The 15755-nt window shown below is 71.7% G+C and carries 12 protein-coding genes and 3 tRNA genes; 4 read left to right on the top strand and 11 right to left on the bottom strand.

What is annotated here, in order from left to right; genetic code table 11:
* Positions 1 to 436: 436 nt before the first annotated feature.
* The 3 genes from putP to LEP48_RS14460 all read right to left on the bottom strand — a co-directional run bounded on the left by putP (position 437) and on the right by LEP48_RS14460 (position 2549).
* Positions 437 to 1945 (bottom strand): sodium/proline symporter PutP, encoded by a 1509-nt coding sequence (gene putP / locus LEP48_RS14470; protein ID WP_225566311.1) that lies wholly within the window; start codon positions 1943 to 1945, stop codon positions 437 to 439.
* A 286-nt stretch (positions 1946 to 2231) separates the two neighbouring features.
* Positions 2232 to 2304 (bottom strand) — tRNA-Arg (locus tag LEP48_RS14465).
* 153 nt (positions 2305 to 2457) lie between these two features.
* Positions 2458 to 2549, bottom strand: a tRNA-Ser gene (locus LEP48_RS14460).
* 115 nt (positions 2550 to 2664) lie between these two features.
* Here LEP48_RS14460 and LEP48_RS14455 point away from each other — a divergent pair.
* The gene (locus tag LEP48_RS14455) at positions 2665 to 4470 is read left to right on the top strand and encodes a GMC oxidoreductase (protein ID WP_225566310.1); all 1806 of its coding nucleotides are present in this window, start codon (positions 2665 to 2667) and stop codon (positions 4468 to 4470) included.
* 49 nt (positions 4471 to 4519) lie between these two features.
* On the opposite strand, the gene LEP48_RS14450 is transcribed toward LEP48_RS14455, so the two are convergent.
* From LEP48_RS14450 to LEP48_RS14430, 5 genes are all read right to left on the bottom strand, one after another.
* Positions 4520 to 4604 (bottom strand) — tRNA-Ser (locus LEP48_RS14450).
* A gap of 167 nt (positions 4605 to 4771) precedes the next feature.
* Entirely contained in the window at positions 4772 to 5311 is a 540-nt protein-coding gene (locus LEP48_RS14445; RefSeq protein WP_225566317.1) for a GTP-binding protein, read from the bottom strand.
* A 343-nt stretch (positions 5312 to 5654) separates the two neighbouring features.
* Positions 5655 to 6071 carry a DUF742 domain-containing protein gene (locus LEP48_RS14440; RefSeq protein WP_225566309.1) on the bottom strand — a complete coding sequence of 139 codons (417 nt, stop codon included), beginning with the start codon at positions 6069 to 6071 and terminating at the stop codon, positions 5655 to 5657.
* Between the two features lie 10 nt (positions 6072 to 6081).
* Positions 6082 to 6531 (bottom strand): roadblock/LC7 domain-containing protein, encoded by a 450-nt coding sequence (locus LEP48_RS14435; RefSeq protein WP_225566308.1) that lies wholly within the window; start codon positions 6529 to 6531, stop codon positions 6082 to 6084.
* Between the two features lie 34 nt (positions 6532 to 6565).
* Positions 6566 to 10189: a sensor histidine kinase gene (locus tag LEP48_RS14430; protein WP_225566307.1), complete on the bottom strand. Its 3624-nt coding sequence runs from the start codon at positions 10187 to 10189 to the stop codon at positions 6566 to 6568.
* Between the two features lie 186 nt (positions 10190 to 10375).
* Between LEP48_RS14430 and LEP48_RS14425 the strand changes: the two genes are divergently transcribed.
* On the top strand, positions 10376 to 11353 hold the full coding sequence (locus LEP48_RS14425) for an NAD(P)H-quinone oxidoreductase (protein WP_225566306.1): 978 nt from the start codon (positions 10376 to 10378) through the stop codon (positions 11351 to 11353).
* 57 nt (positions 11354 to 11410) lie between these two features.
* A complete protein-coding gene (locus LEP48_RS14420) occupies positions 11411 to 12112 on the top strand; it encodes a bacterial proteasome activator family protein (protein ID WP_255641451.1) in 702 nt (233 codons plus the stop codon).
* Positions 12113 to 12126: 14 nt separating this feature from the next.
* On the opposite strand, the gene LEP48_RS14415 is transcribed toward LEP48_RS14420, so the two are convergent.
* Positions 12127 to 12999 (bottom strand): EamA family transporter, encoded by an 873-nt coding sequence (locus LEP48_RS14415; RefSeq protein ID WP_225566305.1) that lies wholly within the window; start codon positions 12997 to 12999, stop codon positions 12127 to 12129.
* A gap of 239 nt (positions 13000 to 13238) precedes the next feature.
* Here LEP48_RS14415 and LEP48_RS14410 point away from each other — a divergent pair, with 239 nt between their 5' ends.
* Positions 13239 to 13700, top strand: a complete 462-nt coding sequence (locus LEP48_RS14410; RefSeq protein WP_225566303.1) for a DUF805 domain-containing protein — start codon at positions 13239 to 13241, stop codon at positions 13698 to 13700.
* A gap of 71 nt (positions 13701 to 13771) precedes the next feature.
* Here LEP48_RS14410 and LEP48_RS14405 read toward each other — a convergent pair whose 3' ends face one another.
* Together LEP48_RS14405 and LEP48_RS14400 are read right to left on the bottom strand one after the other, a co-directional pair.
* Complete coding sequence (locus LEP48_RS14405; RefSeq protein WP_225566301.1) at positions 13772 to 14719, bottom strand: carbohydrate ABC transporter permease; 948 nt, start codon at positions 14717 to 14719, stop codon at positions 13772 to 13774.
* Positions 14716 to 15708 (bottom strand): carbohydrate ABC transporter permease, encoded by a 993-nt coding sequence (locus LEP48_RS14400; RefSeq protein ID WP_225566299.1) that lies wholly within the window; start codon positions 15706 to 15708, stop codon positions 14716 to 14718. Before LEP48_RS14400 ends, LEP48_RS14405 begins: the two co-directional genes overlap by 4 nt.
* Positions 15709 to 15755 lie beyond the last annotated feature (47 nt).

The following is a 15755-nucleotide window of genomic DNA, read 5'->3' as shown; positions in this document are numbered from 1 at the left end:
GAACCAACAAAGGTTCCAACAAACTATTGGCATTGACTATCTATCAAGCACACTGTTGAGTTCTCAAACAACCGACGCACACCATCCAACACCGAAGCAACCGCTCCGATCCCGTCCGGGGCAACTCCTCAAACTTACCAGATCCTTTTCTTCTTCTCAAACCGCCCTGTTCCGAAGATCAGGACAACCTGGACGAGAATGAATCTGCAGCCCCACCGATCGGCGCGCACAGAAGTACGTCCAACCTGAAGATTGTGGGTTTCAGCTCCGGCCCGGCCACCGGTACCCAACCTTGCGGTTGTCTCCTCGGTGTCCGTCGGCCCGTCGGGCTGACCTCGAGAACATTACCCAGGTCCGAGCGTGAGCGCAACGTGGCGGGACGTGGCGCGCGCCACGTCCCGCCACGGACGCCCCTCGCGTCGCAAGCTGCCGCCCGTCAGGCGGGGACGGCGTCCGCCTCCTCGCCCGCCGCCAGACGGCGTGCGCGCTCGAACTCCTCCAGGACGGCGCCGCCGGGCCTCGGTGTCAGCAGGCTGACCACGACCGCCACCACCAGGCCTGCGACGAAGCCCGGGACGATCTCGTAGAGCGTGTCCGCCAGGGAGTCCGTCTGCCCCCAGACGAAGGCGACCGTCGCGCCGACGACCATGCCCGACAGCGCGCCCCAGCGGGTGAGCCGGCGCCAGTACAGGCTCAGGAGCACGATGGGGCCGAATGCCGCGCCGAAGCCCGCCCAGGCGAAACCGACCAGGTCGAGGATCGTCGCCGTCCGGTCGAGCGCGATGATCCCGGCGACGACCGCCACCAGCAGGACACCGGTCCGCCCGAGCATCACCTCGGCGCGGTTGCTCATCGTCCGCCCCGTCATCTTCACCAGGTCCTCGACGAGCGCGGACGAGGAGACGACGAGCTGGGAGGAGATGGTGGACATGATCGCCGCAAGCACGGCGGCCAGCACCAGGCCGGCGACGACCGGGTGGAACAGCACCTGCGAGAGATACAGGAAGATCGTCTCGGGGTTGTCGAGGGTGAGCCCGTTGACGTTGATGTAGGCGAACCCGATGAGGCCGGTGAGCACCGCGCCCGTCGCGGTGAGGATCATCCACCCGATGCCGATCCGCCGGCCCGCCTTGGTGTCCTTCGGGCTCCGGATCGCCATGAACCGCACGATGATGTGCGGCTGGCCGAAGTAGCCCAGGCCCCAGGCCACCGCGGAGATGACCCCGGTGGCCGACGCCCCCACCAGGAACGAGAGGTGGTCGGTGCCCGCTCCCGCGTCGGCGGCCTTGATCCCGTCGACCACGGCCCCCCAGCCACCCATCTCGACGATCGACACGACGGGGACCGCGATCAGCGCGGCCAGCATGAGCAGGCCCTGGGCCACGTCGGTCCACGTCGCCCCGAGGAAGCCCCCGAAGAGGGTGTAGGCCAGGGTCACCCCCGCCACGATGTACAGCCCCGTCGTGTACTCGAAACCGAACGAGCTCTCGAAGAACGTCCCGCCGGCGACCATGCCGGAGGAGACGTAGAAGGTGAAGAAGACGAGCACGATGACGCCGGCCGCGATCCGCAGCAGGTGCTGCGCGTCGTGCAGCCGGTTCGAGAAGAAGCTGGGCACCGTGATCGAGTTCGCGGCGACCTCGGTGTAGGCCCGCAGTCGTGGCGCGACGAACGTCCAGTTGAGCCACGCACCGATCGTGAGCCCGATCGCGATCCAGGCCTCGATCAGCCCCGAGAGGTAGATGGCGCCGGGCAGTCCCATGAGGAGCCAGCCGGACATGTCCGACGCCCCCGCGCTCAGGGCCGCGACCCCGGGCGACAACCGGCGTCCGCCGAGCATGTAGTCGTCGAGGTCGTCCGTGCTGCGGAACGCCGCGTACCCGATGCACAGCATCGCCACGAGATACGCGACGATCGCAATCGTCTGCCAGGTCTGGTCGCTCATCTCCGCGCGCTCCCGATCGTCGGTCGACGACGACGGCGAGACTCCGGCGGCTCACCGCGCGTCGTCGACGCGGTGGACCCGATCCTCGGAGCGTCGCAGGATCGGCCTCGGTCCGCACGTCGCCGCGCGGGGCCGTCCCCGCCCCCGCCGCGCCTCGGGGATCCCGTGGGACAGGTGCGGCGCGGACGGGACGGCGGCCACGCAGGGGCACGACGCGGAGGGCGCCGTCCTCCTCCAGGCACGGAAAAGCCCCTCACCCGGCGTGTCACCTGGTGAGGGGCTGCTGTGCGCCCGGAGGGATTCGAACCCCCAACCTTCTGATCCGTAGTCAGATGCTCTATCCGTTGAGCTACGGGCGCAGTACCGATCGGCGCTCTCGCACCGGCCGTCGGAAACATTACCGCCCCCACGCCCGTTCCCCAAACCGGGACCGGCGATCGTGACGGAGGACACCTGCCCCGTCCGACAGAGGCGACAGAAAAGGCTCCGGGTGCTGAACACCGGAGCCTTCCTGGCGGAGACGGCGGGATTTGAACCCGCGAACGGGTTGCCCCGTTACCACCTTAGCAGGGTGGCGCACTAGACCAGACTATGCGACGTCTCCTCGTGGCGGTCACAGAACGGACCACCGCGGCGCCCAGAGTAACCGCCCATGGTGCCCCGGAGCAAAAGCCGCCGCGTGGCGCGGCGCGGCGCGGCGACCGGATACGGTCGGGGCCATGGTGGACGACGACGACCACGGACCGGAGCACGGCCGCGACGACGACGACGTACTGGTGATCGGCTCGGGCTTCGGGGGCAGCGTGGCCGCCCTGCGGCTCACGGAGAAGGGCTACCGCGTCCGGGTGCTCGAGGCGGGCCGCCGGTTCGCCGACGACGAGTACCCCCGCACGTCGTGGGACCTGCGCAGGTTCCTCTGGGCGCCCGCCCTCGGCTGCTACGGCATCCAGCGCATCCACCGCCTGCGCGACGTCCTGGTGCTCGCCGGCGCGGGGGTCGGCGGCGGCTCCCTCGTCTACGCCAACACCCTGTACCGCCCGCCCCCGGCGTTCTGGGCGGACCCCGCCTGGGCCGCGATCACCGACTGGGAGTCCGAGCTCGCGCCCTACTACGACCAGGCGGAGCGCATGCTCGGCGCCACGACGTACACGCGCACGACGCCCGCAGACGAGCTGATCCGCGACGCCGCACGCGACCTCGGCGTGGAAGACACCGTCCGGCGCGTGCGCGTGGGCGTCTACCTCGGTGCCGACGGCGAGGCAACCGGTGCCCGCGCGCACGACGCTTCCCCCGCGGGGCCGCACGGGCCCGCCCGCCCGCCCGTGCCGGACCCCTACTTCGGGGGCGCCGGACCCGAGCGCAGCCCCTGCCTCGACTGCGGCGCCTGCATGACGGGGTGCCGGCACAACGCGAAGAACACCCTGGTCAAGAACTACCTCCACCTCGCGGAGGGCGCCGGTGCCCGCGTCGAGCCGCTCACCACGGCGTCCGCCGTCGTCCCGCTGCCCGACGGCGGGTACGAGGTGCGCACGCACCGCACCGGGCGCCCGTGGTCGCGCCGTCGGACGTTCCGCGCCCGCCAGGTCGTGCTCGCGGCCGGCGCGCTCGGTACCCAGCGGCTGCTGCACGCGATGAAGGACTCCGGCACGCTGCCCCATCTGTCAGACCGGCTGGGTCACCTCACCCGGACGAACTCCGAGGCCCTCCTGGGCGCGATGCGACCGGTGCGCCGGGGCGACGTCGGCGAGCCCGACTACTCGCGGGGCGTCGCGATCACGTCGTCGTTCTACCCGGACGAGCACACCCACGTGGAACCGGTGCGCTACGGCCGCGGGTCCAACGCGATGGGGCTGCTGCAGACGGTGCTCGTGGACGGTGTCCGTCCTGGCGAGGGGCCGCGCTGGAGGCGCTGGGTCGGCGAGCTGTGGCGCCGGCGACGGGACCTCCCGGCCCTGTACGACCTGCGCGGCTGGTCGCAGCGCACCGTGATCGCGCTCGTCATGCAGACGCACGACAACTCCCTGACCACGTTCACCCGCCGGGGTCCGTTCGGGCGGCGGCTGACCTCCCGCCAGGGCACCGGCGCACCCAACCCGACCTGGATCCCCGCGGCGCACGACACCGTGCGCGCGATGGCGGCACGCATGGGCGGCGACGGCATCGCGGGCGGCACGGTCGGGGACCCGTTCGACGTGCCGATGACGGCACACATCCTCGGCGGGTGCACGATCGGCGCCACCGCCGAGACCGGCGTGGTGGACCCGTACCTGCGGGTGCACGGACACCCGGGCCTGCACGTCATGGACGGCTCCGCCGTGACCGCGAACCTGGGCGTCAACCCCTCGCTGACGATCACCGCGCAGGCGGAGCGGGCGTGCGCGCTGTGGCCGAACCGTGACGGCGCGGACGGACGGCCGCCGATCGGCGCGGAGTACGTCGTGGTGCCGCCGACGACGCCCGCGCGGCCGGTCGTCCCGGCGGCGGCGCCCGGGGCGCTGCGCCTGCCGATCGTCGAGATCCGCTGACCGGCTGCCGCACGTGCTCGAGAGCACGTGCGGCAGCTGCGGGCGGCGGCGGAGGGCGAGGGATTCGAACCCCCGGTGCATTGCTGCACAACGGTTTTCAAGACCGTCACATTAGGCCGCTCTGTCAGCCCTCCTCAGGCCCCCGCGAGCGGCGGCCCGGCACAGCAGTGTACCGGCCGGCCCCATGGCCCCCGGCCGCCCGCCTCCCCGACCGGAGGGCCGGGAGGCTGCCCCGGGGCCCGACGACGACGGCCCCCGACGCCGGAGCGTCGGGGGCCGTCAGGGCCGTTCGAGGTTGCGCTCAGGCAGCGCCGCCACGGAGCTGGCGCATGGCCAGCTGGACCAGCGCGATGAGGGTCTGCTTCGTCGCAGCCCGCGAGCGGGCGTCCGTGTAGAGCATCGGCACGTGCGCCGGGATCTGGAGCGCCTCGCGCACGTCCTCCAGGCGGTGCTTGGCCACGCCGTCGAAGCAGTTGACACCCACCACGAAGGGGATGTTCCGCGACTCGAAGTAGTCGATCGCCGGGAAGCACTGCTCGAGCCGGTCGGTGTCGACCAGCACGACGGCGCCGATCGCGCCGCGCACCAGGTCGTCCCACATGAAGAGGAAGCGGTCCTGGCCCGGGGTGCCGAAGAGGTACAGCCACAGGTTGCCCGGCAGCGCCACGCGGCCGAAGTCCATCGCCACGGTCGTGGTCGTCTTGCGGTCGGAGACGCCGCCCGCGTCGTCGACACCGACCGAGTGCTCGGTCATCGCGGCCTCGGTGTTCAGCGGCTCGACGTCCGAGATGGATCCGATGAACGTGGTCTTGCCGACGGCGAAGCCACCCGCGACGACGATCTTCGTGACCGTCGGCGCGGCCGACTTCGGACCCTGCGCCGGCTGCTGGGCCTGCGTGGCCGCCGGCTGCTGCGCAGTCGAGGCCGGAGCCTGCACCGGCTGCGCGACAGGACGGGCGTCGGCCGAGGCCTGCCCGCCGGAGACCGACGCGGACGCCGTGGCCACCGGGGCGGCAGCCTGCTGGGGGGCCTGCTGCGGACCACCGCCGAGCACGCTCTGGCGTTGCGGCGTCCCACCCACAGCGGGTGCGGCGCCCGCCGGCGACGCGCTCACGGCGCCGACGGTCTGCGAGACGGGTGCCCACGCGGGGGACATGCCCCCGGACGCACCGCGCGCCGCGCTGTCAGAGGGCGGAAATGCCATTGAGAACACTCTCCAAGACGCTCAGGGACAGGCCCGAGTGGGAACTGCCGTGCCCCGTGTGGACGTTGACCGGGGTCGAGGTGTGCACGGTGATGTGCCCCTCCTCCTGCATGTCCGCCACCAAGATGCGGACGACACCGAGAGGCAGGCGCAGCAGCGCCGACAGCTCCGCGATCGACACATACGTGTGCGCCGCGTGCTGCAGGATCGCCCGCTTCTCGGGGGTGAGACCGACGCTGTTGACCGCTCCCGGCATGACCTCGACCAGCGCCTCGAGAGGCAGGTCGGACAGCGCGGAGCGGACGCGGCCACCCGTGACGGCGTAGGGACGCACCGTGGAGGCCTCGTAGCCGTCCGCGGATTGCGAGCCCAGAGAACCGAACGATGCGTGCGTCATGGCCTTCGCCTCATCCCACCTGCGTCGAGCGCGACGCGCCGTCCACAGGGAGGCTGCCACGCATCTCGGAGATCAGCTGCGGCGTCAGGGTCGCCTCGGTCCGCGAGACGAGCAACGCCATCTCGTAGCCGATCAGACCGATGTCGCAGGACGACTCGGCCACGACCGCGAGCACCGAGCCGTTGGACACGTTCATCAGGAAGAGGAACCCGTTGTCCATCTCGATGACGGCCTGGCGGACGTTGCCGCCGTCCAGCTGTCGTGAGGCACCACGGGTCAGACTCGACATACCCGACACGATCGCAGCGAGCTGGTCACCACTCGTTCGGTCCAGCTGGTCCGACATCGCCATGAGCAGACCGTCTGCCGAGACCACGAGGGTGTGCCGGCTCCCAGGAACCGTCCGCACGAAGTTGTCGAGAAGCCACCCAAAGTTGGTCGCTTCAGTACTGAGGGTCACGCTTCCTCCTCGTCAGGTACGCCGAAGGCGCAGGTCACCGCTGCGGTGACGATCCAGGGACATCATTCACGGTCGGGGCGGGTCGCGTCGAGGCCGAGATCGCACCGGCGTCGTCGCGACCCCGGCTGGTCGCAGACTGGAAGGCCGAAAGGCGCGAACGCAGCTGCTCGGGGTCACGCTCGATGCGCGCCGTGAAGCGCGTCGTCGAAGCCGGCGGCTCGCCGGTGCGGCTCCGACGCACGAGCCCCGGGGCGGCGCCGTTGGCGACGCTCGCGGGACGGTAGGTCTGCTCGTCGTTCGTCGAGGTCACGTTCCCTTCCTGGAAGACACCACGCTGGAGCAGCGTCGACATCTCCTCGTACAGGACGGCCGAGGCCATCCACTCTGACCGTGCCTCGACAGTGTCGGGCACGAAGTTCGGGTCGAGCGGGTCGTCGGCGCCGGCCCCCGTCGCTCGGAGCGGCAGCACGGAGCCGCCGTACGACGTGGACGCGCGGGACCCGTCGTCGACCGGCGGGGCGGCCGGTGCCGACGGCGCCGGCGCGGACAGCCCGGCGTTCCGGAGGGCGGGCCAGTCGCTGACCTCCGCCGGGGCTGCCGGGGCCGCCGAGGCCGCAGGCGACGACCACGACGGGGCGGACGTGCCCTGAGGGGCGTCCGGCTCGTCGTCCGAGCTCGGCTTGCGGCCGAACAGGCCACGCTTGCGCGCCGGGTTCGACGCCTCGCGCGTGCTCTTGCGCGACGGGAGGTCGGCCATGAGGTCCTCGAACGCCGGCAGGCTGCCCAGCTCGCCCGACGCCTCGGAGACGGGCTCCTGGGAGCCGGTGGTCGGCGACCACGCGACCTGGGCCGGCTGGTGCGGCTCCCCTGCGAACGCCACGGGCGCGGCGGGCGCGGCGGGCGCCGGTGCCGGTACGGGCGCCGACTGCTCCTGGTACCAGCGGTCGGCCTCGGGAGCCGCCTCGACCGGGCGGACCACGGACTGCCGCGCCGGCGCGGTGGGCACGGAGCTCACCACGGACTCGGACCGCGACTCGAACGCCTGCGGCGCGGGCGACGGCTCGGGCTGCCGCGGGGCGGGCTGGGCCACCGGCGCGAGGGGAGCGATCTCCTCGGGCAGCGCGGCCGGGTCCTCCGTGATCGCACCGAGCTGCAGGGTGCTCTCGGTGTCGGGGTCGTCCAGCACGTTCATCGACCGGAAGCTCGAGAACAGGCCGGTCCGCTGCTCGACGTCCAGCACCGGCGCCGGGGCGGGCTCGGGCTCGACGCGCGCCGGCTCGGGCTCGGACCGGCGACGGCTGGGCAGCGACGACGAGGTCGAGGTCTCCACGTCCGCCGGCGGGCGCCACGACTCGATCGTGGTGTCCTCGATGACGTCGGGGAGGTTCGGCGTCGCCAGCGGCGGCAGCACGATCTGGCCGGTGTCGGTGCGCTCGACCGCGGGCTGCTCCGGCCCGGAGCGGCGACGACGCGGCATGCCGACGGAGGTGGTCCCGTCGGTCAGCATGTCGAGGTCGACCGGGACCGCGGCCGGCGGCTCCGGCTCGAGGTGCTCGAACGTGCCGGTGGGCGCGAGGTCCTGCGCGGGCGCGACGGTCGGCATGGCGTTGGTCTGCGCGGGCTGCGGCTCGAACCGCTCCGCCACGGGGGCGGGGGCAGGGGCCGGGGGCTGCTGGACCACCGGGGCGGGGCGCTGCTGCGCGACCGGCGCCTGCTGAACAGGGCTCGGTGCCGGGTCGGGCGTCATGCTGGCCACGGCGGCCTGCGTGCTGGAGGCCAGCGGGTCGGTCGGCTGCGGCAGCGGCAGCGCGTCGTCGGGCAGGAACAGGACGGCCGGGAAGGCGACCGTGACCTCGGTGCCGCTGCCCGACGAGCCGGTGGCGAAGTGGACCGTGGCGCCGAGGCGCTCGGCCAGACGGCCGACCACGAAGAGGCCGAGGCGCTGGGCGCCCACGGCGTCCGAGGCGGCGGTCCGCGCGACCTTGACGTTCGCGTCGGCGAGCTCGTCCGCGCTCATGCCCAGGCCGTGGTCCCGCACGACGACGACGACACCGCGCTCGTCGCGCGACGTGGTCACCTCGACCGGCGTGTGCGGCTCGGAGAACATCGTCGCGTTCTCGAGGAGCTCGGCGATGAGGTGCGCGGCGTTCAGTGCGTTGTGGCCCAGCATGTGCGGGTCGACGCCGAGGTTGAGCCGGACGCGGTCGTACAGCTCGATCTCGGAGGACGCGGTACGGACCACGTCGGAGACCGGCATGGGGTTGCGCACACGACGCCCGGAGTCGATGCCCGCGAGGACCAGCAGCGACTCGGCGTTACGCCGCATCCGGGTCGCGAGGTGGTCGAGGCGGAAGAGGTTGGACAGCGTGCCCGGGTCCTCTTCGGAGCGCTCGAGCTCATCGAGGAAGGCCAGCTGGCGATTCAGCAGCACCTGGTCACGACGTGCCACGTTGACGAACATCTCGGCGATGGACCCACGGAGCGCGGCCTGTTCCCGGGCCACGACCATCGTGGTCTCGTTGACCTCGTTGAACGCCGCGGCGAGGCGGCCGATCTCGTCGCTGGACTCGATGGGCACCTGGACGAGGTCGATGGCGGGTGCCTGGCCCGGCACCGCCATCTGCTCGACCATCTGCGGCAGGCGGTCGCGCACGTCGGCCGTGGCCGTGGTGAGGCGGCGCAGCGGCTGCACGATCCGGCGGGCGATGAGGAGGGCGAGCAGCAGGGACACGACCACGATGCCGAACGCGCCGGCACCCGTGAGGAGCGCGGTCCGCTGGGCGTCGCCGGCGCGGTCCTCGGCGTAGTCGGCCGTCATGGTCCGGACCTCGTCACGCACCGGCTGGGTCGAGTCGACCCAGTCCTGCGAGAGCTCGGCCCAGCTCCCGACGACCTCGCGGTCGATACCGGAGACGGCCCAGAACCGCAGCTGCAGGCGCATCTGGTCGAGCTCGTCGCTGTACGACGGGACCCGCAGCTCGCCCGGGATGAGATCGAGGCGCTCCTGGGACTCCGTCCGCAGGTCGTCGGTGTCCTGCAGCGCGGCGACCATGCGGCTGACGGTGGTCGTGTCGACGTTGTCGTCGCTGTCGTCCTGGAGGTCGCCGGCGGAGGCCAGCGCGGCGGCCACCAGGGGTCGCTCGAGGGTGTTCGAGAGCATGGCCTCGTCGAGCGTGACGTAGGCGTTGATGCGCTGCGCGAGACCGGCGTCCTCGGTGCTCTGTGCCACCGATCGCGGCACCTCGAGCGCGTTCTCGATGAGCTGGCCGTACTGCTCCGTGGCGCGGCTCTCGTTGATCTGGTTCGAGGTCACGAAGCGCTGGAGCTGGTCGATCTTCGCGCGGTCGGCGAGGGTGCGACGGACGGCGTCCTGGACGTTGGTGGTCAGCGCCGACGTGTCGAGCGCCTCGAGCGCCTCGTCACGCGCGTCGAGCGCCGCGTCCGTGCGCTCCTGGGCCTCGACGAGGTCCTCGCGGGCCCCCGGGAAATCCTCGAACATCATGAAGGCCAGGGCACGCTCGGCCGCGAAGGCCGTACCGGCCTCGTCCTGCAGCACCAGCGAGTCCATGAGGGCCGACGTCTGTTCAGCACGCCGGTTCTCCTCGACGGACCCCCAGGTGATCCACGCCGCCGTCAGCGCAAGGACGAAGATCGGCACGGCGAGTGTCGCAAGGATCTTCCCGCGAACGCCCAACCTGCGGAGCATCTGAACCTCTCTCCATCCCAATGTCGTCGAAGGAGCGGGGACGGTCGTCGACCCCGTCGCCCTTCGGTAAGGTCCGCACGCTTCGGGTGCCGCGCGACGCCGAGCAAGTCTCGACGTCGCAGGTTAGGCTCTTTCAGCGTGCGAGCGGTCACGATATCGGCACCAGGCGGTCCGGCGAAACTCACCTCATCTCGGGTGAACCTGGACGAACCAGGCCCTGACGAGGTGCTCATCGACGTCGCTGCTGCCGGGATCAACCGAGCTGACCTGCTGCAACGCACCGGACACTACCCTCCTCCGGCCGGTGCTCCCGCATGGCCGGGCCTGGAGATCTCGGGTACGGTGCGCCGCGCCGGCCACGAAAGTTCGCCCTGGCGGCCCGGCGACCGGGTCGTCGCGCTCCTCGAGGGAGGCGGTTACGCCGAGCAGGTCGTGGTCCGGGGCACCCAGGTGCTCCCCGCTCCCGAGGGCGTCGACCTGGTCGACGCGGCGGCCCTGCCGGAGGCGGCCTGCACCGCCTGGACCAACCTCGTGGACACCGCGCGGCTGCGCGCCGGCGAGCACGTGCTGGTGCAGGGCGGTTCCGGCGGGGTCGGCAGCGTCGCGGTCCAGCTCGCGACCGCGCTCGGCGCCCACGTGATCACGACGGCGGGCGGCCCGGAGCGGGTCGCGCGGTGCCTCGGGCTGGGCGCCGAGGTGGCGGTCGACCACCGCGCGGAGGACGTGGTCGAGGCCGTGCGGGCCGCCACCGAGGGGCGCGGCGCCGACGTCGTCCTCGACGTCCTCGGTGCCTGTGGCCTGCGCGACAACGTGCGCGCGCTGGCGACCGGCGGGCGCCTCGTCGTCATCGGGCTCCAGCAGGGGGCGCGCGGCGAGATCGACCTCGGCGCCCTCATGGCCAGGCGCGCCTGGGTGACGGGCACGACCCTGCGGTCCCGGTCCGCGGCCGAGAAGGCCGCTCTCGTGGCCGCCGTCCGCGAGCACGTGTGGCCGATGGTCGCCGAGGGTCGCCTGCGCCCCGTCGTGCACGCCCGGATCCCGCTGGACGAGGCGGCCCGCGCTCACGAGCTGCTGGAGTCGGGCGTCCCGTTCGGCAAGGTGCTGCTCGTTCCGTAGCGCCCCGCACGCGCTCCCGCGGAGCCCGCATCGGCGGTCCGGGCCAGACTGGGTCCTATGACCCACAGCGACCCGAGCAACGAGCAGGACGACCAGGTGGAGACCGGGCGAGGACGCGTCGTCACGCCCGACGGCGACCGGGTCACCGACGGCGAAAATTCACCCGCTCCGGGGACGGCCGCGCCGAGGGGTGAGACGACCGGGGACGAGGAGGTCTCGACCGGCTCCCCGGAAGATGCCGGCGACGTCGAGGACGTCGAGGACGTCGGGGACGCCACGGACGCCGAGGACGCCTCGCGGATCGAGGAACCGGCGAAGGTGATGCGGATCGGCTCCATGATCAAGCGCCTGCTCGACGAGGTGCGGGACGCGCCGCTCGACGACGCCGCGCGGACGCGGCTCGCGGAGATCCACGAACGCTCGCTCACGGAGCTCGAGGACGGGCTCTCGCCCGACCTCGTCGAGGAGCTGCACCGGATCACGCTGCCCTTCACGGACGACGGCGCGCCGTCCGACGCGGAGCTGCGGGTGGCCCAGGCGCAGCTCGTGGGCTGGCTGGAGGGGCTGTTCCACGGCATCCAGACCGCCCTGGTGGCCCAGCAGATGGCCGCTCAGGCCCAGCTCTCGCAGATGCGGCGTGCGCTGCCGCCCGGGGCGGGCGCTGCGCCGTTCGGTCCGGGCGGTCACGGGGAGTCCGCAGCCCATGGGCAGAGGCCGGGGCCCCAGGACGGCCGCCCGTCCCCCGGGCAGTACCTGTAGCCGACGACGGCGGGCTACGACCGGGCCGTCAGCGCGATGGCGCCGGAGACCAGCACCAGGCCCGTGACCTCGGGCCAGGTCGGGAGCTGGCGCAGCACCACGGCGCCCACGAGCACCGCGATCGCGGGCAGCATCGCGAGCAGGACGGAGAACGTGGCCGTGCCCACGCGGCGGAGCACGACCTGGTCGAGCACGTACGGCACCACCGACGAGCAGACCGCCACGACGAGCAGGAACAGCAGCAGCCCCGGGTCGGGCACGACCTGCCCCACCGAGGCGCCGAAGAACGGCGCGAACACCACCGCCCCGGCCGCCATCCCCACGGCGAGACCGTCGATGCCGGCGCCTGCGCCCGCCACCCGCTTGCCGAGCACGATGTAGCCGGCCCAGCACGCCGCCGCGGTGAGCAGCGCCGCCAGACCGACGACCACGTCCTCGCGCGGCAGGTCGGACTCGAGGGTCACGCCGGCCAGCAGGACGACGCCCGCCGCGGCGACGGCGATCGCGACCCGCTCCCGCCAGCCCCGCCCGGTGACCGCCGCGACGGCGACCGGCCCCACGAACTCGATGGCGACCCCCACCCCGAGCGGGAGACGGTCGATCCCGACGTAGAACGCGATGTTCATCGCGGCGAGGACGATGCCGAACAGGCCGGCGGCGGCGAGGCTGCGCCGGGTCCACGTGCGCCGCCAGGGCCGGCGCCAGGCGAGCAGGACGACGGCGGCCAGCACGATGCGCCACCAGCTCACCGCCGGGGCACCCAGGGTGTCGAACAGCCCGACGGCCACGGCCGCGCCGACATAGAGGGTGAGGCCCGAGACCGCGAAGATCGCCGGGGCCGGGACCCGGTCGGTGCCGGCGCGCGGCCGGGGGCTCAGGGGCGACACCCACGGAGTGTACGTTCGCCGCCGCGGCAGCCCCTCCCCTGATCACGGCACCGGTCATGCGTCTGGTCGTGCGTCTGGTCATGGACCCGTGAGGGACCGGCCATGAACTGGGCGTGAACCTGGAGAAGATGTGACGGGTTCCTGGACGCCAGGTGCACGGACCCTCTACGCTCACGGCGGCGTCGACCGGCGCCACCCGTGACGTCGCCGACGTCCCTGAGCACACGAGGTATATCCCGATGTCATTCCCGGACGCAGTCAAGTCCGTCTTCTCCCAGTACGCCACGTTCTCCGGGCGTGCGCGCCGTTCCGAGTTCTGGTTCTGGTTCCTCTTCCAGGCGATCATCGGCGCGATCCTGTCGATCGTCCTCACCGTGGTCATGGCCGGCAGCGTCGCCAGCGCGACGATCGACCCGGTGACCGGCGAGATCTCCGGCGCCGCCCTGGGTGGCGGCCTCGCGGTCTACGGCGTCGCCGGCCTCGTGGGCCTGGCCCTCACGCTGCCCACCATCGCCGTGACGGTGCGCCGTCTCCACGACCAGGACAAGTCCGGGCTCTTCTGGTTCCTCTCCCTGATCCCGTTCGTGGGCGCGATCATCCTGATCGTCATGTGCGCCTCGCCGGGCACCGTCGGCGCGAACCAGTACGGGGCGGACCCCAAGCTGGCGCAGGCCCCCTCGGCCGCGCCCGTCGCCGCCTGAGCGACCCTGCACGACGACGGCGGTCCGGGCACCTCGCCCGGGCCGCCGTCGTCGTCCCGGCGGGACGTGGCTCAGCCCTTGACCGCCCCGGCGAGCATCCCGCGCACGAAGTAGCGCTGCAGGGCCAGGAACACCACCAGCGGCACGATCATCGAGATGAACGCGCCGGCGGACAGCAGGTACCAGTCTCCGCCGCGGGAGCCGGCCATCTCCGCGATGGCGACCGTGAGCGGCTGGTACTTCGGGTCGGCGAAGGTCAGGCCGACGAGCAGGTCGTTCCAGACCCACAGGAACTGGAAGATGCCGAACGAGGCGATCGCCGGCACCAGGAGCGGGAACAGCACCCGGAAGAAGATCTTCACGTGCCCCGCGCCGTCGACGCGGGCCGCCTCCACCAGGGACGGTGGGATGTCCTTCATGAAGTTGTGCAGCAGGAAGATCGCCAGCGGCAGCGCGAAGATCGAGTGCGACAGCCACACCGTCCAGTAGCTGCCGTTGACGTTCCAGTTCACGTAGTCGCTCAGCAGGGGCACCAGCGCGATCTGGAGCGGCACCACCTGCAGCGAGAACACGGCGACGAACAGGAAGTTGCGACCCGGGAACTTGATCCACGCGAACGCATAGGCCGCCAGCAGCGCGAGCGTGATCGGGATGAGCACCGCGGGGAGCGTGATGACGAACGAGTTCACGAAGAACGTGGCCAGGTCGTTGCTGTTCCCGTACAACGCCTCGTTGTAGTTGTCCATCGTGAGGTCGGCGTTGCCGGTGAGCACCGTCCACCAGCCGGTGCGCCGGATGTCCGACTCCGGGCGGAACGACGTGATCAGCAGGCCCAGGGACGGGATGGTCCACAGGATCGCGATGACGATCGCGATGCCGGAGGCCCAGGGCGAGCTGAGCCGGCCCTTCGTCGCGATGGCGCGCTTCTCGAGCCGGGTGAGCTTGCGCTCGGTCCGCGGTGCGCCCTCGTCGGCGGCCGGGACGACGACGTTCGGGCCGGGCGTGGGGGTGGTGGTCATCGGATCTCCTCCGACTGGCGCATCTGCCGGACGTTGTAGGCGATGATCGGGATCACCAGCAGGAAGAGGAGCACGGCCAGCGCTGCGGCCAGCCCGCGGTTCCCCTGCCGGAACGCCTGCGTGTAGAACTCGTTCGCCACCACCTGGGTGCCGAACTGCCCGCCTGTCATCGTGCGGACGATGTCGAACGCCTTGAGGGTCGCCATGGCGATCGTGGTGAGCACCACGACGAGCGCCGGCCGGATGCTCGGCACCGTGATGTGACGGAACATCCCCATGCCGTGCAGCCCGTCGAGCCGGGCGGCCTCGGTGATGTCGTCCGGGATCGCCTTGATCGCCGCCGAGAGCACCGTCATCGCGAAACCGGTCTGGATCCAGACCATCACGACGATGAGGAACCCGGTGTTCCACGGCTCGGAGATGAGGAACTGCTGCGGCGGGAGGCCCACCCACACGAGCACCTGGTTGAGCAGCCCGATCTGCTCGATGTTCACCTGGTCGGGACGGAACTCGTAGACGAACTTCCAGATGATCGACGCGCCCACCATGGAGATCGCCATCGGCACGAACACGAGGGCCTTGGCGAGCTTCTCGAACCGGGTGCGGTCCACCAGGACCGCGTAGCCGAGTCCGATCACCGTGCTCAGCAGCGGGGCCAGGACCACCCACGCGGCGGTCACCAGCAGCACGTGCTGGAACTGCCCCTCGGTGAACGCCCGCACGTAGTTGTCGAAGCCGATGAACTCGGTGCCGTTCCGGTTGAAGAACGACTGGTAGAGCGTGATCAGGCCGGGGCGCACCAGGCCGTAGGCGAGGAACGCCAGCGGGAGGCCGACGAAGCCCAGCGCGACCACCCAGGACGGGATGCGCTTGGGCCTGTCGACAGCGAACAGGATCAGTCCCATCACGACGACGAACAGAGCGATCGCGACCAGCATCACCGCGAACTTCTCCGTCGTCGAGGTCCCGGGTCCCCGCACCCCGGTCATCGGCGAGCTCCTCCGGGGGTGGGGCGGGGATCGAACACCGGGGCCCC

The organism is Isoptericola luteus (assembly GCF_020297055.1).
Lineage (GTDB): Bacteria > Actinomycetota > Actinomycetes > Actinomycetales > Cellulomonadaceae > Isoptericola > Isoptericola luteus.
Note: the sequence above shows the minus strand (reverse complement) of the source record. Positions and strands in the feature narration are given on the sequence as shown.